The sequence below is a fragment of the Blautia sp. OF03-15BH genome (genome assembly GCF_003463065.1).
Taxonomy (GTDB): Bacteria; Bacillota; Clostridia; order Lachnospirales; family Lachnospiraceae; genus Limivivens.
This window is the reverse complement of sequence record NZ_QSCM01000025.1, coordinates 19,143-35,744: the sequence shown is the minus strand read 5'-3', so window position 1 is coordinate 35,744 and position 16,602 is coordinate 19,143. Positions and strand designations below refer to the sequence as shown.

The window sequence follows — 16,602 nt, the reverse complement described above, 5'->3', positions numbered from 1 at the left end:
AGCGATTGGCTTTTGGGATGAGGAAGCTGCGTATGAGTGATGTGGAAATCAGTCAAAAAGCAGATTACAAAGGCAGGTAGTATTGGGCCATGGACGCACCTTGAAAAAAGGCGGTAGTTCGCCTTTTTTCAGATGCTTTGACAACTTAGTCGCCCAGTAGTTTATGTGTCTTTACTTTTTATGCCTTAACATATTTTTGTAGCCGACTGTTCGGCTTGTCTGGGATAGTCATTTTCAGTTTTCCGGAAGATAAGAGTGGATTGAGATATTTTGTTCTGAGATTTTTTCGATCTGAGAGTTTAAGATGTTCGAGCAATTCGGCACGAGAACGTGGAATAGAACAGAACTCCAATATCTTTTCCTCTGTTGTAAAATCGACTTGGGGGGTGACTTGGGGGATGCTCTCACCAACTCCGTCGTGCGCTGTAACCCACTTCTGATTTTTCAACGTAGGGTGTTGGATTTATCATAGACCCAAGGTATAATAAAGATAGAGAATACGGTTATGTTGTGTTCAAAAACTATCTTGCCTTTTACTGCTTAAAACCAGGTAATGCAGTTTATGTCGATCTTATGATTTATGGAAACAGGATATGGAGGGAGTAAGTTGAAACGAAAGCTTTTGGATTATAATGCTTTTTCTGAGGCAATTCAGAAAGAGAAACTTGTTTTTTATTTGGTACTGGAATCTCAAGTGCTTTGACGAGAAAACCATATAGCTGGGGAAAATGGATTTCAGATGGAATTGATGGTTTAACAAATGTAGCAGCAAGAGAGCCCGTGAAATAATCTCTGTAAATTCAACACTATAAAGGTCTTCTATGATAAAATATTAAAATCATAGGAGGCCTTTTATTATGGCAAACAGAAAAAAAGAAGTTTACAAACCAAAACCAATGACCGAAGGAAAAAGAAATCTTATCCAGGGTCTGCTTCAGGAGTACGATATCCAATCTGCTGAGGATATTCAGGATGCTTTAAAAGATCTGCTTTCCGGAACAATTCAAGATATGCTTGAAACGGAAATGGATGATCATCTAGGCTATGACCGTTATGAAAGATCCGGTGAGCCTAACTACCGTAATGGTATGAAATCCAAAACTGTCCGCAGTAAATATGGTGAATTTCAGGTAGATGTCCCTCAGGATCGCCAGAGTTCTTTTGAGCCACAAATACTTCCAAAGCGTCAAAAAGATATTTCTTCGATTGATGACAAGATTATCTCAATGTATGCAAAGGGAATGACTACTCGACAGATTTCAGAAACCATAGAGGATATTTACGGCTTTGAAGTAAGTGAAGGAATGGTATCGGATATCACAGATAAACTCCTTCCACGAATCGAGGAATGGCAGAATCGTCCTTGTCCCCTGTGTATCCGGACATTGGGGTCAGACCCCAATGTCACGAACTTTCTCCCGGTCCTCGGCATTTCGGTACCGTTTCTGACTTCGATACCATTTATCAAATGCTTTTTTCGGATATCTCCTCCAATAGTCCACTAAGATAAATTCCACACCGGCCTTTTTCATTTTTTCATAAACCAGGTTCTCAGATATCTGAAGCATCTCTGCAATATCCCGTGGTGAATAGGAACTTTTCTTCAGTTCCAGTCCTGGCTCTTCTCCTGTGACCTTATGATATTTCACCTGATTGGCATACCATTTTTCAAAACTTTCCAACTCCACACGCATTTTACCAAGGATCACTTCTGTTTTGAAAAAATTCTTGTGTACCAGCCAGTATCGGTCTGCTTTCTTCAGCCCCAGAAGTCGTCCCATCTCTGGTACGGACATATATTTCTTTTCCGTAGGAGGCTGCCTTTTATATGCGCTCTGGCTTTCTATCTCCTTCACCAGTTCATGGAATTCCTCTTCCTTTGTCAATGGATTGTAATACAACTGTGACACCTCCTACATTACTAACATAACGCATCTACAGAAAAAGCATTAGGATGTCATCGTTTACACAAAACAAATCATCCTAAACGCTCTTTCTATTGATGCTGATCCAGCCACTCATCAAAGCTTTTCTTGGAAATACGATACTTGCCACCGACCATCACCCAACTGAATTTCTTTTTCTTGAGTAGCTCATAAATACACTGTCTGCTTACTCCCAAAATCTCCTGCAGTTCTGCTACTGAATAACATCTCTTGTCCATATCTGCCATCTCACTTTCTCTACTTGTTTATTCAGTTTCTAAATACAAAAAACACGGAGAAAGTTTAGGCAAGGAAACAAAAAATCATAAAAATGTTGTTTATCCTTCCATGTACATGTTTCGCATCTTTCTGAGAATCGTATTAAGTCTCTGACTCAGTGCTCCTTTTGTAACACCAAGGATTTCTGCCACATCCTTCTGTTTCATATCATCAAAATAAATAGATTTAATGATGAACTGTTCCTGAAGGCTAAGCTTGTCAATCTTTTCATGAAGAATTCTGCTCTCCTCTTTCAGGATTATCATTTCTTCCATACTCATCTGTGTATCATCTGCCATATCGGCAATAGACAACCCATCGCTGTTTGCACTGAAAGCGCAATCCAGGATTTCACATCTCTTGGTTTTACGCTTCCATTTCTTATCTTTCTGATCCGCAGGCTCCTCTTTCTCTTGTTTATTTTCCAAATTCTGAAAATCTTCCATCTGATCATCTTCTTCTGACTCCGGTGCCCACTTACGGCTGCGGTAAATTTCATTTCGATACTCGGCAAACATTGCCATTGCCACTTCCTTGGAGATCTCATAGAATACTCCATCAATCTTTGCATAATATTTTCCTTCGTATTTATATGGATGCTGTACATACATCTTCTTTTCCTCCTGAATTTGAAATCTTGTTTTCTGTTTCAAATCCAGGGGCGGAGGTGCACGTGATCTGCTGATGCATATGATCATGCCTGATTCCCTTCCCAATCACGCGGTCATAGACAGATCCGTGGCTTTGGCTGGAAATCATTGATTTTCAGGCATTAAAAAAAGCCCCATTGGGTGTTTAACCCAATAGAGCTTTGAAAAATTTTATTAAATTGTCCTGCTGATCTTCTACTTCCAGCATAATCATTGTATCAGCCGGAAGTATCAGAGGTATCCCAAATACTTTGGAAATAGTGTCATCCATCGTTCAAAAAGTATCAAATTCGTGAGATTTTGCAAACCCAAAATTAATTTTCTAATTCTTAGATAATTGTTTTAAAAAAAAATAAAACAATTATCTAAGATTTTAAAACAATTAAGTTTAAATTTATTTAGAATAAAATTGACAAAATAAGCATATTATAATAGAATAATACTCGAAAGGAGGTAATAAACATGAAATTCAGTGATGAAAAGAAAAATTCAATCAAACAATATTTGTTAGAAAAAATAACCTCAAACGATAGTTCCCCTACAAAAACTGTAGCTGAAACTTGTAATATCAATCTTTCCACAGTTCACTCGTATATTAAGGAACTTATATCTGACAATATCATAAGAAAAATCAAACGTGGTCAATATGAATTAGTTTCTCAGAACTATACCTACACATTGTCACGTAAGAATGGCGATCTTCAAGATGATATGTATGCCTTAGCACACTGTTTATCTCCTCATATTTCTCACCTTGCTCAAAATGTGCAAGACATATGGAATTATGTTTTTAGCGAAATGATTAATAATGTAATGGATCATTCTGCTGCAGAAATAGCAAACATCATTATTATTCAAGATTACCTAAAAACAGAAGTAGTAATTATTGACAATGGTGTCGGAATTTTCAAAAAAATTAAAGAACACTTTAATTTTAATACTTTAGATGATGCTATCTGCGAATTATTTAAGGGTAAATTGACAACTGATACAGAAAATCATTCTGGTGAGGGAATTTTCTTCAGTTCAAAATTAATGGATAGTTTTTTTATATTCTCAAGTGGAAAAATTTTCACAAATAATAAGTTTGATGATTCAATTATTATGGATATGAAGTTTCAAGAGCAAACCGGTACTTGTGTTATGATGGAACTATCAAATTTCAGCCACAAAACTACAAAAGAGGTATTTGATTCTTTTGCGAATGAAGATGGTAACTTTATCAAAACCAGACTCCCTCTAAAGAACATCTTTGATTCTTCACCTGTTTCTCGATCACAGGCCAAAAGAATTAGCAATCGTCTGGAAAAATTCAAGGAAGTTATTATCGATTTTGATGAAATCACATGGATGGGGCAAGGTTTCGCCCATCAACTTTTTGTTTTATTTCCAAAAAATCATCCTGAAATATCAATAACACCAATAAATATGAATGAAGATATCACAAAGATGTATAATCATGTTTTACATTCTGCTGAAAACTAAAACTCTCATATTCTTGCTCATCTGAATTCAACTTGTGCAGCCCTCAAATTCATTTGAGACTAATACTATAAAAAAGGCTACCTTTTCCATAGGCATTGGGGTCTGACCATCTAAGACTGCCCACCTGTGGAAATCAGAGGACACTGACCAGTTTTCTGGGATTTAAGAAATGCAGCCTTGACGGGCTGGTGACTCTGGTTGATGCCCCGTACCGGGTATATGACAACACAGTTCAGTACCGAAGATATCTGAGAAGTAAAGCAAAACGAGAGCAGGCTGTATAAAGGAAAGAATGCCCTGTCGGATGTGTAGAAATGCATACCGGCAGGGCCCTTTTTTGCTTTGTACGGATTTTTTATCGTACATATTGCTATGTGCAGAGTTTTGGTATATGGTGAGGATACAGAAATACACATAGCAGGAGAGATTGACATGAAAAAGTTAGCTTGGCTGTCCGTTGAGGATTATGGAACAACAGTGATGGAAATCATTGTGGCAAGTGCAATGAAAGGGTATCTGAGGCGGATGTCAGAGGAAGAAGCCTTGAAAAAGGTGGAGAGTATCATTGAACCAAAGGTAATCCAACTGTTCGGTGAAAGTGGCGCACCGATGCCAGTTCAAAGCCATGTTGATGGGGCAGAAGTTAATAGAATTATTTTTTGAAAACCAGTTGATAATTTCGCGTGTTTTGAGTATAATATAGGTGAAGAGAAAGAGCAATCTGGAATCTTCAAATTGCAAAGGCTATAAAACGCTGGTGCGTTTAATGTCGGGCCAGAGACATAAAACCTGTCCCCAGTGGTCGGGATGGAGACCGTAAACCCATTCCCATTGCAGACAAAACTGCGTAAAATGAGTGGAGGGGTAGCGAAGAGCTGCCCCTCTTACTTTTTTGAAAGGAAAGTTATGGCGGAACAAAAGAGCTTTAAGGAGCGAGTGAAAGAAGAAGCAATAGTGAATGCCAAGATGTTTAAGGAGTTCTTTGTGGATTGCGAATATCTTGTTTGTTCAGAGGCTTTTGAGAAGAATCCATATTATATAATAGGTGCACATACCAGTAACTATGAACATTTGACAGGTGTATCATCGGCGTTATCTGCTGACGAATTCTTTAATAAATGTTTGGAAGGTACTCTGCAGGAAGATGATTTTGCTTTTTTTTAGAAGGGGCAAAGTGAGGCAGAGGTGAAAGGTTCAGTAAGAAGGAAAATAAATGCCCTCTCGAATCTGTCTTCTCTTTTTGAAGCAGAAACTCTTGTGGAAGAGGACTTTGTAAAAAATCGAGTGAAATGTACTTTTGCGGCAGGAAAGACCGCTTGCACACTTGGTTTTGCCAGAGAGTGCATTTTATATCCACAGGAAGGACAGTAATGAGCGACTGGTTTGGATTCAAGAAAGAGAGTTTTGGTTTGCCCTTGGATCTGAATATCCGTAATTGTTATATCAGTATCTTCAAGGTCAAGTAAATCTGTGATACTATTCATGTATCCTCCTTTCATTTGGTAGTTTCCGCAAAAACATCATATGAAAAGAAGGATAAAAGGACAAGAGATCCTTATGAAAAAAGGATTGGTCAGCCAAGAAACTGATCAATCCTTTTCCATTACAGGCAGAAACCCTCATGAAGAACCCTCAAACCAGCCCCTCATGAACGCCCCTCACGACAAACCCTCAAGTTTGCCCCTCACGAAGAGAGACCCTCAACAAGTTTGATTACCCAGATTTTATGATAGATAGGCGTCAATGTATTTGAAGTCAATAATGCCTACTTCTGTTTCGAGAAGCGAAATAAGGCGTTTGTTTATTGTACTTATAAATATTAAGCTCTAAGCCAAGAAAAGCGTGTTGACCTTGCGCCAATATTAACGTATAATTGACACAGGAGGAGTTGACATGGTTAAGATAAAAGAGTGGAGACAAGGACTGGGAATTACCCAAAAAGCTCTTGCTGATGCAGCAGGGCTGGATCTTCGCTGGGTTCAGAAATTGGAAGCCGGTGATATTGATATTCAAAACGTCACAGTAAAGAGATTTTCTCTTCTCATGAAAGGAATCAGCGAACTCTCCCAGCAGGTTTCGTGTCCATGTTCAATGAAATCAGATATAGAAACAGTGAATGAAATCCATGAAATGGTGGACAAACTTTTTAAGGAGGATTCAGCATGACTGGAGAAGCTACTCTTAGCAATGAGAAAAATTATACAGTATTTCGTTTTGGTAATCATGTGATTCGTTTTGCTGCACCGTATTCTTTGGAGCATTACACGGAAGTGAAAGAGTGGGATAACGGCTACTTAGTAGTGATGGCGAAATATAAGCAGAATGCTGAACCGGAAGAAGAGTACATTGATCTTGTACCAATTCTTCAAAATCTTTATTTTGATGCTGATAAATTTCTGGAACCAATCAAAGGAGTGAAGGTTGCAAATGGCTGATATTAAACAGGTTGCGGATGCAGCGGACATGATTGTGAACGGCTATGCGTTCACACGATGCACAGAGGGCTATCGCGTGTTGAATCTGAATCGCCCAGATCGTGCGGCAGTGTTTTCAAAAGACGGTAGGGTACTTGAAACAAGCATGGACGATATTGAAGTGCGTATATGCTTTATATTCCGGAGGAGATAGATAGAGATTGGATTAAGTTTTTGCATGAATGCAGAAACTCTTTAGCACATGTATCATGTTGTAATCCGGATCAGGTGAGAAAGCTATTAGATAAGCTTCCTGCATAATTCAAAGTGTATATTGATAAAGGGCTCGATATTTTTACATCTGGATTATGGGGAACTGATGCACGGCGTGGAAAAAAGTCAGGCGATAGGACGTAACCGTGTAGCGATCATGATGTTCTTGTCGTTTGTTACAGCGTTGGGTATCTCAAAAAGGCAGGAATTGCAATAGAAGCTTCAGATGAGGTTTTAAGAAAACAGGCAAGTCAATTTGATGTTTTGTCGAATGGATAATTCGCAAAGAATAGAATATCTTCTCCAGAGGTTGAATTTATGAAAAAGTGGATAAAAAGCATCGGAATAGGAGTTTTAGCTGCAGGTGTGGTATTAGGCGCCTCAGGCGGGCAGAGTTATGCAGGGGAGCTGATCACGTCGGCGGATGCGAACCTGGCAGGCGGCGATGGTTTCCGTGTGTTAAACGGGAAAACTTATTATTATCAGAATGGCCGGAGAGTTAAGGGCTGGCTGACATTAAAAGGAAAGCGTTACTACCTGAATCCGAAAACAGGAGTTCTTTATAGGGGCTGGCTGAAATCTTCGAAAGGTGCGAAGCGATATTTTGATGTGAAGACCGGGGAGATGAAGCGGGGCTTTACCAAGGTTCAGGGAAAGTGGTATTATTTTGAACCCAAAACCGGTTGGTCCCGGAAGGGATTCTGGACGGCGAAGAGTGGAAATGTCCGTTATTTTAAGAGCACAACCAGGGCTATGATGACTGGCTGGGTCAGAAATGCCAAAGGCGAGAAGAGATATTTTCAGCCGACCAGCGGCATCATGTGCAAAGGTTTAAAGAAAGTTCAGGGCAAATGGTATTATTTTGATCCAGATCGGGGAGTGGCTTGTGCTGGTTGGATTACGGATCAGGACGGGAACCGGCGGTATTTTGATCCGAAAACTTTTGTCATGGTCTCTGGTGAGCAGATCATTGACGGAAAGAGCTATACATTTGATAAAAAGGGAGTGGGAACTTTGAAGCAGGATAAATGGAATCAGCTCTTGGAAACCTATGAAAAGGATACATCTACCAATCAGCTGATTTTTGTACAGTACCAGGGAGGAAGTAATGCCCAGGTAATCCTTTATGAGAAGGAGAATGGCAGCTGGAAAGAAGATTTTTCCTGTAAGGGATACGTTGGCGGCAATGGAATTGATAAGGTGAAGGAAGGGGACCGTAAAACGCCTGCAGGTGTATTTGGTTTCACAAAAGCCTTTGGCATCAAAGACAATCCCGGAGCGAAACTTCCTTATACGAAGCTGAATCCCTATCTTTACTGGTGTGGGGACAAACAGTGGTACAATACCCTGGTGGATGTCCGGGAGACTCCCCATGAATGTTCCGGGGAACACCTGATTTCATATGTTCCGCATTATAATTATGTGCTGGCAATTGATTACAACTCTGAATGTACTTTTGGCAAGGGTTCTGCCATCTTTCTGCATTGTACGGGAAGCAATCCTTACACGGGCGGCTGTGTGGCAGTCAGTGAGAGCAATATGATCAGGATTATGCAGACGGTGGACAAAGGGGCGAAGATCTGTATTTATCCGCAATAAAAAAGTGGAGGATCTGTCATGGAAATATCAACAGAAATCGGGGCAATCGCCTGGCTGTTTGGTTTTCCTAAATCCTCAGATTTCCCCTATAATTGCAGCTGATAGATTGGTCATATCTTTATTCGGTCGGTGCTCCGGCAGAAATTTAAGATACCCGTAGATATTCAGTCTATACCGTGTGTGAAACGCAGCACTTCGGAGCTGTAGCACACACGGTATTTTTTGAACGCAGATGAGCATTCCCCCGCTTCAAGTGCGCGGAGCACTAAGCGGCGGGTGAGGTGGGATGCTTATGTCAGTGGGAGTTGAAAACTCCCACTGACAGATCGCGAAGCGACTGCGTTCATGAGCAAGTAGCGAAGCGGATTGCGAATGTCCGCTTTACAAAGATATATAGTTTATAGCGAAAATAAAAGCAGAACAAAAGGAAAGCGATTGGCTTTTGGGATGAGGAAGCTGCGTATGAGTGATGTGGAAATCAGTCAAAAAAGCAGATTACTCTCTTGACTTTTCTTCGTTTTTTTCTCACAATGAGAATGAAACGAGCAGAATACCAAAAAGTCTGATGTTGCTTTGAATAGGCTGACAGCATTTTCAAAAAACAAAAGGAACAATGGAGTTAAATGAATAATTATGGAAGAGAAAAGAGCGTATAAGCCTCGCAAACCCGGCGGCGGTCGCAAGAAGCGGAAGCCGGAGTATGATGCAGGGAAGAATCTGAAAGAGCAGATGGAAAGTGCGGTTACACTTTATGATTCGAAGATGTCTTTGCAGGCCATTGCCGATGAACTGGGTTTGAACCCGATCAAGGTTCGGAAGCTGCTCATCACAGCCGGGGTTTATGAATCGGAAGTGGCAGGGAGGGTGCAGGATACTTTTGAAGAATACAGAGAAACACAGGATTATAAAACGGCACTCATCTTAACTGCAGATCACCTGAAGTTGTCGAAGTCTTCTGTTACTTCCTATCTGCCGTATGAAAAGGGCGTGTATTTCCCGGGCACAGCACCGGTGAAAAAGATCAGTGTCGGGGCAGAGCGTCAGAGAAGATACCGGGCGGTAAAGAAGCTGAAGAAAGAGCCGACGGAGGAGCATCTGTGGGAGGTGGTCTTTCTGTATTCCGGTGTGCGTTTCAAAACATACTCTGGCTTGCCCTTTACCTATGAAATACGAAAAGGCAGAAGTGGTCAATACACAAAAGAACTGTGGATCGACCGCCGGGAGAACAGCAAGAGTCTGGCATGGAGCTCGGTGCTGCTGGCACTTGGTAATATAAAAGAGGTCGGAGCGGTGGTTAACGGACCGAAAGCTTTGGGTGACATCCGGGGAGTAACCTACATTTATGGGATGTTCTATCGGTTTGGACTGATCGATGTGCCGGCCGTTGTGAAAGATAAGATGCAAGAAAGTAGCGATTTACGCAGTAAATCAGCGGATTTCGAATGTGATATACTGGGGTTCAGGAAAAAATAAATCATTTGATAGGAGGCTTTATTATGAAGATATCAACAGAAATCGGTTCAGCGGCTCATTTGATCGGTGAGGAAAGAGCCATAGAATCTCTTGCGAAGGCAGGCTTTGACGCCTGGGATTTTTCCATGTTTGACATGTGCCGGTACGATTGGAGCAGAAAGGTGTTTCTGCCGTCTGATCATCCGCTGGCATCGACGGATTATTTGAAGTTTGCCAGAAAACTGAAGCAGATCGGTCTGGATAACGGGATCGTCTGCAATCAGTCTCACGCACCTTTCCCTTCCAGTGTGGCCATACGGCCGTTTTTGAAGCGGGCGATCGAATGTACGGCAGAAGCGGGCGGTAAGATCTGCATCATTCATCCGGAAAATGACAGATCGGCTGAGGAGAATGCGGAAATGTATCTGGAACTGCTTCCGTTTGCGAAGGAATGTGGGGTAAAGATCGCAACGGAAAACATGTGGAACTGGGACAATGAAAAGGGAGAAGCCTGTTTTGCAGCCTGTGCCACGTCAGAGAGTTTTCTGGAGCATCTGCATGCGGTAGATGATCCTTCGTTTGTAGCCTGTCTGGATCTTGGTCATGCCGAGATGAAGGGCGCCGGTTCCGGAGCAGCCGCCATGATCCGTGCACTGGGACCGAAGCTGGAAGCACTGCATATCCATGACAATGACAGGATCCATGATTCCCATCAGCTTCCGTTTTCCATGAAGATCGATTTCGGGGAAATCGTATCCGCATTAAAGGAGATCGATTACGGGGGATATTTTACTCTGGAGGCGGATGCCTATCTGAAAAAGTATGCAAAGGATGATGTCTGTAAGGGTGTGAAAAAAATGGCGGAAAGTGCAAAAAGGCTTGCTGCCATGTTCGAAAAGGAATCCTTATGAGATAGGACTTGTTTCCTTTCTCAAAACGGGTTAAAATGAAAACAAAAACATCGTAAACAGAAAAAAAGACTGTTTCGATGGAAAATCAGGGAGGGTATTTTGAAAAAGGAACTAAATGTAAGGGATCTTATGAGGGAGGCATTGATCCTGACTGTTGCAATGACCATCATAGCAACAAGTGTCTATTTTTTTCTGGTGCCGAGTCATGCATCGATAAGCAGTATTTCGGGTCTGGGGATTGTGCTTTCCAACTTTGTCCCGCTGCCGTTGTCGGCGATCACCATGATCTTGAACGTCGTTCTTCTGGTCATCGGTTTTTTTACCTGCGGAAAAGAGTTTGGAGTGAAGACGGTTTATACCAGCATCTTGCTGCCGGTGCTTCTGGGGTTGTTTGAGAAGTTGTTTCCGGGAAGCGAGTCTTTGACAGGCAGTCAGGAGCTGGATGTGATCTGTTATATCCTGGTCGTGAGTGTAGGCTTAAGCATTCTTTTCAACCGGAATGCATCTTCCGGCGGTCTGGATATCGTGGCGAAGATCATGAACAAATATCTTCATATGGATCTTGGAAAGGCCATGTCTCTTTCCGGTATGTGTGTGTCTCTTTCCGCGGCTCTTGTTTATGACAAGAAAACGGTGGTCCTGAGTATTCTGGGGACTTATTTGAACGGAATCGTTCTGGATCATTTCATTTTCGATCACAACATCAAGCGCCGGGTCTGCATCATCACGAAGAAGGAAGAGGAGCTTCGGAACTTCATTATCAACGATCTGCACAGTGGAGCGACGGTTTATGAAGCCATCGGAGCCTATAACATGGAAAAGCACCGTGAGATCATTACGATCGTGGATAAGAGTGAGTATCAGAGGCTGATGAATTATATGAACAACGAGGATCCGAAAGCTTTTGTTACCGTGTATCATGTATCGGATATGAGATATCAGCCAAAGAGGTAAATGCAGGATTTCTCCATTGTGCTAGTACAGTTTCCAATCGACAGTAAAGATAAGACGGAGGGAAAAACAAATGTCAACATCCATGGTAAAAGGCAATCCGCTGAAGCTGATGCTTCAGTTTGCACTGCCGCTTCTCATCGGAAATCTGCTGCAGCAGACCTATAACATCATTGATGCGGCTATTGTAGGGCAGATCCTTGGAGCAAAGGCACTGGCAAGTGTGGGAGCCAGCAGCAGTGTGCAGTTTCTGGTGCTTGGTTTCTGTATGGGAAGCTGTACGGGCTTTGGAGTACCGGTGGCCAAGTATTTCGGAGCAGATGATCTGGAAAAAATGAGGAATTATATCTTCAACGGTGCGGTACTGGTAGCGGCCATTGCGGTGGTTGTAACAGGAACCTGTTCCATCCTCTGCCCGCAGATTCTGCATCTTTTGTCTGTGCCGGAGGATATCTTTGAGGGAGCATATGCCTACCTTATCGTGATTTTTCTGGGCATTCCTTTTACTTTGATGTATAACTATTTGTCCAGTGTGCTCCGTTCTGTGGGAGACAGCCGGACGCCGTTTATTTTCCTGGCGTTTTCCGCCTGCCTGAATATTTTTCTGGATCTTTTCTGTATCGTAGTACTGAAATGGGGCTGTGCGGGAGCGGCCATTGCGACGATCCTTTCCCAGGCGATCAGTGCTTTGCTCTGTCTTTTCTTTATTATGAAGAAGATGGAGCTTCTCTGGCTGAAAAAGCCAAACCGGGTGATAAATGGAAGCGCGATGGAAGAGCTTCTCCTCATGGGAATTCCCACAGGACTGCAGTTTTCTATCACAGCCATCGGAAGTATGGTCATGCAATCGGCCAATAACGGGCTTGGAAGTGTCTGTGTTTCCGGGTTTACCGCGGGAATGAGGATCAAGCAGTTTGCCATGTGTCCGTTTGATGCGTTTGGAACGGCAGCTTCTGTGTTCTGCAGTCAGAATCTGGGGGCAGGACAGCCGGAGCGTATCCGGCAGGGACTCCGCCAGAGTGTTGCCGTAGCAGTTGGATACGGAGTATTGGCCGGGCTGGTGCTGATCTTTGGAGGCAGAACGCTTTCCATGATCTTTGTCAGCAAGGATTCGGTGGAGGTATTGGATGCCTCGGCAAAATATCTCCGCTGTATGGGATATTTTTACTGGTCTCTGGGGATTCTGAATGTCTGCCGGATGGTGACACAGGGGCTGGGTTACTCAGGAAGAGCTGTTTTTTCCGGCGTGACGGAGATGCTGGCCAGGACCATTGTCAGTCTTGGATTTGTTGGCACGTTCGGTTTTACAGCGATCTGTTTTGCCGATCAGACAGCCTGGGTGACGGCGTGTCTTTACATTGCGCCGACCTGCCTTTACTGCATCAGGAAATCCACCGAGAAACTTAAATAATGATTATCACACGAACCGAAAAGAAAAATGGTTCCGGAAATCAGAGAAAGCAGCTGATTTCCGGAGCCGTTTTTTCTTTTGGAACAAATTCGAAAATGCGGCTTGACAAATATTTTGACTATGATATAATTTGAAAGTCAAAATATTTAGAATTAAAAATAATCAGGAAGAAAACAATGACAGGAAGAATATGTGGAACAGGATCCTATATCCCGGAGAAGGTCATGGATAACGATGCACTTTCCAGGATCGTGGATACCAGCGATGAGTGGATACGGAGCCGCACGGGAATCCGGAAACGGCATCTTGCCGGAGAAAAGGAAAGTGTGGCTTTTATGGCAGGAGAAGCAGCAGAAAGAGCGCTTCAGAATGCGGGGCTGGATGGAAGCAGCGTGGAAATGGTTCTGGCAGCCACCATGTCCGCCGAGCAGGCGATGCCTGGGATCGCAGCACAGGTCCAGCAAAGGATCGGAGCCGGAGGAGCAGCCAGCTTTGATATCAACAGCGCCTGCACCGGTTTTCTGGCAGCGTTGAATACGGCTCAGGCCTACATAGCAGCAGGGATCTGCAGTCGGATCCTGGTAGTGGGAGCGGAAAAGCTCTCCGATCTTGTAGACTGGAAGGACCGCAACAGCTGTATTCTTTTCGGAGACGGAGCTGGAGCTGTGGTTCTGGAGGCAGAACCGGAAAACACTTACATTCAGGTGAGCCACAGCGAAGGAGAAAAAGGACAGGCTCTTGTTTCACCGAAAAACGGCTTCATTCAGATGGATGGCCGGGCAGTTTTCGAATTTGCCGTTTCCAGAGTCCCGGAGGTGATCCGGGAAGTCCTCGAAAAAGGCGGGGTGGAAAAGGAAGAAGTTGACCTTTTCCTGCTTCATCAGGCGAACCGGAGGATCATCACGGCAGCAGCCAGAAGACTGGGCATCGGGGAAGAAAAATTCCCCATGAACATGGAGGAATATGGAAATACATCCGCAGCCAGCATTCCGATCCTTCTGGATGAACAGAACCGGAGCGGAAAGCTGAAGAGAGGAAAGCTTCTGGTGCTTTCCGGTTTTGGCGGCGGACTGACCTACGGAGCTTCTCTGCTCCGGTGGTGAAAAAATATCTTTAATCAATGAAGGAGAATTAAGAACATGTTAGAAAAAATCAAAGAAATCATTGCAGAATCCCTTGGAACAGATATCAGCACACTGACAGAGGAGACCAGCTTTAAAGAAGATCTGGGAGCAGATTCCCTCGATCTTTTTGAGATGGTAATGGCTCTGGAGGAGGCTTTTAATGTAGAGATCCCTTCCGAGGACCTGGAGAGCATCAAGACCATCAAAGACGTGAAAGAGTACATCGAAAAGCTGCAGTAAGAGGAGACGAGAGACATGAAAACAGAAATCACAGCGCTTCTTGGAACGGAATATCCCATTATCCAGGGTGGAATGGCCTGGGTGGCAGAACATCATCTGGCTGCGGCGGTATCTGAGGCAGGCGGCCTTGGTATCATCGGAGCGGCCAATGCTCCGGCTGACTGGGTCCGGGAACAGATCCATAAAGTCCGGGAACTGACGAAAAAGCCTTTCGGCGTGAATGTCATGCTGATGAGTCCTTATGCCGAAGAGGTTGCAAAGGTCATTGCAGAAGAAAAGGTTCCGGTGGTAACGACAGGAGCCGGAAATCCGGAAAAATATATGGAACTCTGGAAAAGCGCAGGAACCAAGGTGATTCCGGTAGTGGCATCTACCGCTCTTGCGAAGCGGATGGAGCGCTGCGGAGCCGATGCCGTCATTGCGGAAGGCTGTGAATCTGGCGGACATGTCGGTGAGACAACTACGATGGCGCTGGTTCCGCAGGTTGTGGATGCGGTAGAGAAAATCCCGGTCATTGCAGCAGGCGGGATCGGAGACGGCAGAGGAATCGCAGCTGCCTTTATGCTGGGAGCAAAGGGAGTTCAGATGGGAACTGCTTTTGTGGCTACGAAGGAGTCTCAGGTGCATGAAAACTACAAGCAGTGTATCATCAAGGCAAAAGATATCGATACCCGGGTAACGGGAAGAACCACCGGTCATCCGGTACGGGCGCTTCGCAATCAGATGACCAAGGAATACCTGAAAAAAGAAGCAGAAGGCGCTTCCTTTGAAGAACTGGAGCTTTTGACACTGGGAAGCCTCCGAAGAGCCGTTCAGGAAGGCGATACCAGAAACGGAAGTATGATGGCAGGTCAGATCGCAGGTCTTGTGAAGGAAGAACTTTCCTGTAAAGAGCTGATCGATAAACTGGTGAAAGAAACCGATGCATTGATGAAAGGAACCGGGATCTATGAGTAAGATTGCATTTCTTTTTCCGGGACAGGGCGTTCAGAAAGCCGGCATGGGAAAAGATTTCTATGAAGCTTTTGCAACGGCAAGAGAAGTGATCGACAAGGCAGGAGAATGGTTGGATCTGGATCTTAAAAAACTCTGTTTTGAAGAAGATGAACGTCTGAATCAGACGGAATATACACAGGCTGCGCTGCTCACGGTATGTCTTGCCATGGAAAAAACACTGGAAACGTATGGCATCCTTCCGGATGTGACAGCAGGCTTAAGCCTGGGCGAATACTGCGCACTGGAAACAGCCGGAGCCCTTTCACTGAAGGATGCAGTCCTTACCGTCCGGAAACGGGGAATTCTCATGGAAGAAGCCGTCCCTGCGGGAGTGGGAGCCATGGCTGCCGTTCTCGGAATGGATGCGGCAGCAATTCAGGCTGTGATCGGTGAGAAAGAGGGCGTCTGGATCGCCAATGACAACTGTCCGGGACAGCTGGTCATTACAGGAGAAAAAAAGGCGGTGGAGGAAGCCGGCATTCTTTTGAAAGAAGCCGGTGCAAAGCGGGTACTGCCCCTGAAGGTCAGCGGACCGTTCCATTCCCCGCTTCTTGAAGAAGCAGGCGAAAAACTGGCAGAGGTTCTGGCACCCTGCGAGCTTTCCGAACTGAAGATTCCTTACATTTCCAATACACTGGCAGAGCCGGTGACGGATAAAACAAAGATCAAGGAGCTTCTCGCCCGACAGATCTCTTCTCCGGTACGCTGGAGAGAAAGCATGGAAGAGCTGATCCGGGAAGGCGTGGATACGTTCATCGAGATCGGACCGGGAAAAACAATCAGCGGATTTTTGAAAAAGATCGACCGGAATGCGGTGGTTTATTCCATTCAGACCGTAGAAGATCTGGAAAAGACCGTGGAACTTTTAAAAGCTTAAAAGAGAAAAACGGTT

20 protein-coding genes and 1 pseudogene are annotated in these 16,602 nt (G+C 43.9%); 16 read left to right on the top strand and 5 right to left on the bottom strand.

The features are described 5' to 3' along the window. Positions 1–178: 178 nt before the first annotated feature. Positions 179–352, bottom strand: a complete 174-nt coding sequence (locus tag DXA57_RS17950; RefSeq protein WP_442857681.1) for a Fic family protein — start codon at positions 350–352, stop codon at positions 179–181. A 505-nt stretch (positions 353–857) separates the two neighbouring features. Between DXA57_RS17950 and DXA57_RS16060 the strand changes: the two are divergent. Beyond that, positions 858–1,364, top strand: a pseudogene (locus tag DXA57_RS16060) (transposase); the annotation flags it as partial. A gap of 27 nt (positions 1,365–1,391) precedes the next feature. Here the strand turns inward: DXA57_RS16060 and DXA57_RS16055 are convergent. The 3 genes from DXA57_RS16055 to DXA57_RS16045 all read right to left on the bottom strand — a co-directional run bounded on the left by DXA57_RS16055 (position 1,392) and on the right by DXA57_RS16045 (position 2,815). Then, entirely contained in the window at positions 1,392–1,901 is a 510-nt protein-coding gene (locus DXA57_RS16055) for a helix-turn-helix domain-containing protein (RefSeq protein ID WP_117768280.1), read from the bottom strand. A gap of 95 nt (positions 1,902–1,996) precedes the next feature. After that, a complete protein-coding gene (locus tag DXA57_RS16050) occupies positions 1,997–2,173 on the bottom strand; it encodes a helix-turn-helix domain-containing protein (protein WP_117768279.1) in 177 nt (58 codons plus the stop codon). A gap of 90 nt (positions 2,174–2,263) precedes the next feature. Further along, complete coding sequence (locus tag DXA57_RS16045) at positions 2,264–2,815, bottom strand: sigma-70 family RNA polymerase sigma factor (RefSeq protein WP_158571351.1); 552 nt, start codon at positions 2,813–2,815, stop codon at positions 2,264–2,266. Between the two features lie 501 nt (positions 2,816–3,316). On the opposite strand from DXA57_RS16045, the gene DXA57_RS16040 reads away from it, so the two are divergent. From DXA57_RS16040 to DXA57_RS16030, 3 genes are all read left to right on the top strand, one after another. Further along, on the top strand, positions 3,317–4,339 hold the full coding sequence (locus DXA57_RS16040) for an STAS-like domain-containing protein (RefSeq protein ID WP_117768277.1): 1,023 nt from the start codon (positions 3,317–3,319) through the stop codon (positions 4,337–4,339). Positions 4,340–4,771: 432 nt separating this feature from the next. Continuing rightward, complete coding sequence (locus tag DXA57_RS16035) at positions 4,772–5,002, top strand: hypothetical protein (protein ID WP_117768276.1); 231 nt, start codon at positions 4,772–4,774, stop codon at positions 5,000–5,002. Between the two features lie 243 nt (positions 5,003–5,245). Further along, the gene (locus DXA57_RS16030; RefSeq protein WP_117768275.1) at positions 5,246–5,503 is read left to right on the top strand and encodes a PBECR4 domain-containing protein; all 258 of its coding nucleotides are present in this window, start codon (positions 5,246–5,248) and stop codon (positions 5,501–5,503) included. Here DXA57_RS16030 and DXA57_RS17145 read toward each other — a convergent pair. Further along, positions 5,500–5,823: a hypothetical protein gene (locus DXA57_RS17145; RefSeq protein ID WP_147345711.1), complete on the bottom strand. Its 324-nt coding sequence runs from the start codon at positions 5,821–5,823 to the stop codon at positions 5,500–5,502. The genes DXA57_RS16030 and DXA57_RS17145 overlap by 4 nt on opposite strands. A 409-nt stretch (positions 5,824–6,232) precedes the next feature. Between DXA57_RS17145 and DXA57_RS16020 the strand changes: the two genes are divergently transcribed. The 12 genes from DXA57_RS16020 (at position 6,233) to fabD (ending at position 16,587) form a co-directional block, all read left to right on the top strand. Next, positions 6,233–6,505, top strand: coding sequence for a helix-turn-helix domain-containing protein (locus tag DXA57_RS16020; protein WP_117768273.1), 273 nt, complete (start codon positions 6,233–6,235; stop codon positions 6,503–6,505). Further along, a complete protein-coding gene (locus DXA57_RS16015; RefSeq protein ID WP_055052912.1) occupies positions 6,502–6,774 on the top strand; it encodes a DUF7724 family protein in 273 nt (90 codons plus the stop codon). The genes DXA57_RS16020 and DXA57_RS16015 overlap by 4 nt, the downstream gene beginning before the upstream one ends. Then, positions 6,767–6,967, top strand: coding sequence for a DUF7723 family protein (locus DXA57_RS17945; protein WP_117768272.1), 201 nt, complete (start codon positions 6,767–6,769; stop codon positions 6,965–6,967). Before DXA57_RS16015 ends, DXA57_RS17945 begins: the two co-directional genes overlap by 8 nt. A gap of 377 nt (positions 6,968–7,344) precedes the next feature. Beyond that, positions 7,345–8,625, top strand: a complete 1,281-nt coding sequence (locus DXA57_RS17595; RefSeq protein WP_243005814.1) for a L,D-transpeptidase family protein — start codon at positions 7,345–7,347, stop codon at positions 8,623–8,625. A gap of 633 nt (positions 8,626–9,258) precedes the next feature. Then, complete coding sequence (locus DXA57_RS17590; RefSeq protein WP_243005813.1) at positions 9,259–10,098, top strand: hypothetical protein; 840 nt, start codon at positions 9,259–9,261, stop codon at positions 10,096–10,098. Between the two features lie 23 nt (positions 10,099–10,121). Continuing rightward, positions 10,122–10,988: a sugar phosphate isomerase/epimerase family protein gene (locus DXA57_RS15995; RefSeq protein ID WP_117768271.1), complete on the top strand. Its 867-nt coding sequence runs from the start codon at positions 10,122–10,124 to the stop codon at positions 10,986–10,988. Positions 10,989–11,117: 129 nt separating this feature from the next. Continuing rightward, complete coding sequence (locus DXA57_RS15990) at positions 11,118–11,942, top strand: YitT family protein (protein ID WP_442857680.1); 825 nt, start codon at positions 11,118–11,120, stop codon at positions 11,940–11,942. A gap of 70 nt (positions 11,943–12,012) precedes the next feature. Beyond that, the gene (locus tag DXA57_RS15985) at positions 12,013–13,350 is read left to right on the top strand and encodes an MATE family efflux transporter (RefSeq protein WP_117768269.1); all 1,338 of its coding nucleotides are present in this window, start codon (positions 12,013–12,015) and stop codon (positions 13,348–13,350) included. Positions 13,351–13,526: 176 nt separating this feature from the next. Further along, entirely contained in the window at positions 13,527–14,453 is a 927-nt protein-coding gene (locus DXA57_RS15980) for a beta-ketoacyl-ACP synthase III (protein ID WP_117768268.1), read from the top strand. Positions 14,454–14,489: 36 nt separating this feature from the next. Beyond that, positions 14,490–14,714, top strand: coding sequence for an acyl carrier protein (acpP, locus tag DXA57_RS15975; RefSeq protein ID WP_117768267.1), 225 nt, complete (start codon positions 14,490–14,492; stop codon positions 14,712–14,714). 15 nt (positions 14,715–14,729) lie between these two features. Continuing rightward, positions 14,730–15,671: an enoyl-[acyl-carrier-protein] reductase FabK gene (gene fabK / locus DXA57_RS15970; RefSeq protein ID WP_117768266.1), complete on the top strand. Its 942-nt coding sequence runs from the start codon at positions 14,730–14,732 to the stop codon at positions 15,669–15,671. Further along, positions 15,664–16,587 (top strand): ACP S-malonyltransferase, encoded by a 924-nt coding sequence (gene fabD / locus DXA57_RS15965; RefSeq protein ID WP_117768265.1) that lies wholly within the window; start codon positions 15,664–15,666, stop codon positions 16,585–16,587. Before fabK ends, fabD begins: the two co-directional genes overlap by 8 nt. Positions 16,588–16,602 lie beyond the last annotated feature (15 nt).

What these genes read in the sequence shown, in the direction of transcription:
- DXA57_RS16015 (WP_055052912.1), top strand. Translation starts at nt 6,502, where the DNA reads ATGACTGGAGAAGCTACTCTTAGCAATGAGAAAAATTATACAGTATTT.
- DXA57_RS15985 (WP_117768269.1), top strand. Translation starts at nt 12,013, where the DNA reads ATGTCAACATCCATGGTAAAAGGCAATCCGCTGAAGCTGATGCTTCAG.
- DXA57_RS16030 (WP_117768275.1), top strand. Translation starts at nt 5,246, where the DNA reads ATGGCGGAACAAAAGAGCTTTAAGGAGCGAGTGAAAGAAGAAGCAATA.
- DXA57_RS16020 (WP_117768273.1), top strand. Translation starts at nt 6,233, where the DNA reads ATGGTTAAGATAAAAGAGTGGAGACAAGGACTGGGAATTACCCAAAAA.
- DXA57_RS16050 (WP_117768279.1), bottom strand. Translation starts at nt 2,173, where the DNA reads ATGGCAGATATGGACAAGAGATGTTATTCAGTAGCAGAACTGCAGGAG.
- DXA57_RS16040 (WP_117768277.1), top strand. Translation starts at nt 3,317, where the DNA reads ATGAAATTCAGTGATGAAAAGAAAAATTCAATCAAACAATATTTGTTA.
- DXA57_RS16035 (WP_117768276.1), top strand. Translation starts at nt 4,772, where the DNA reads ATGAAAAAGTTAGCTTGGCTGTCCGTTGAGGATTATGGAACAACAGTG.
- DXA57_RS17945 (WP_117768272.1), top strand. Translation starts at nt 6,767, where the DNA reads ATGGCTGATATTAAACAGGTTGCGGATGCAGCGGACATGATTGTGAAC.
- acpP (WP_117768267.1), top strand. Translation starts at nt 14,490, where the DNA reads ATGTTAGAAAAAATCAAAGAAATCATTGCAGAATCCCTTGGAACAGAT.
- fabD (WP_117768265.1), top strand. Translation starts at nt 15,664, where the DNA reads ATGAGTAAGATTGCATTTCTTTTTCCGGGACAGGGCGTTCAGAAAGCC.
- DXA57_RS15990 (WP_442857680.1), top strand. Translation starts at nt 11,118, where the DNA reads ATGAGGGAGGCATTGATCCTGACTGTTGCAATGACCATCATAGCAACA.
- DXA57_RS15995 (WP_117768271.1), top strand. Translation starts at nt 10,122, where the DNA reads ATGAAGATATCAACAGAAATCGGTTCAGCGGCTCATTTGATCGGTGAG.
- DXA57_RS17145 (WP_147345711.1), bottom strand. Translation starts at nt 5,823, where the DNA reads ATGAATAGTATCACAGATTTACTTGACCTTGAAGATACTGATATAACA.
- DXA57_RS17590 (WP_243005813.1), top strand. Translation starts at nt 9,259, where the DNA reads ATGGAAGAGAAAAGAGCGTATAAGCCTCGCAAACCCGGCGGCGGTCGC.
- DXA57_RS15980 (WP_117768268.1), top strand. Translation starts at nt 13,527, where the DNA reads ATGACAGGAAGAATATGTGGAACAGGATCCTATATCCCGGAGAAGGTC.
- DXA57_RS16045 (WP_158571351.1), bottom strand. Translation starts at nt 2,815, where the DNA reads ATGTATGTACAGCATCCATATAAATACGAAGGAAAATATTATGCAAAG.
- DXA57_RS17595 (WP_243005814.1), top strand. Translation starts at nt 7,345, where the DNA reads ATGAAAAAGTGGATAAAAAGCATCGGAATAGGAGTTTTAGCTGCAGGT.
- fabK (WP_117768266.1), top strand. Translation starts at nt 14,730, where the DNA reads ATGAAAACAGAAATCACAGCGCTTCTTGGAACGGAATATCCCATTATC.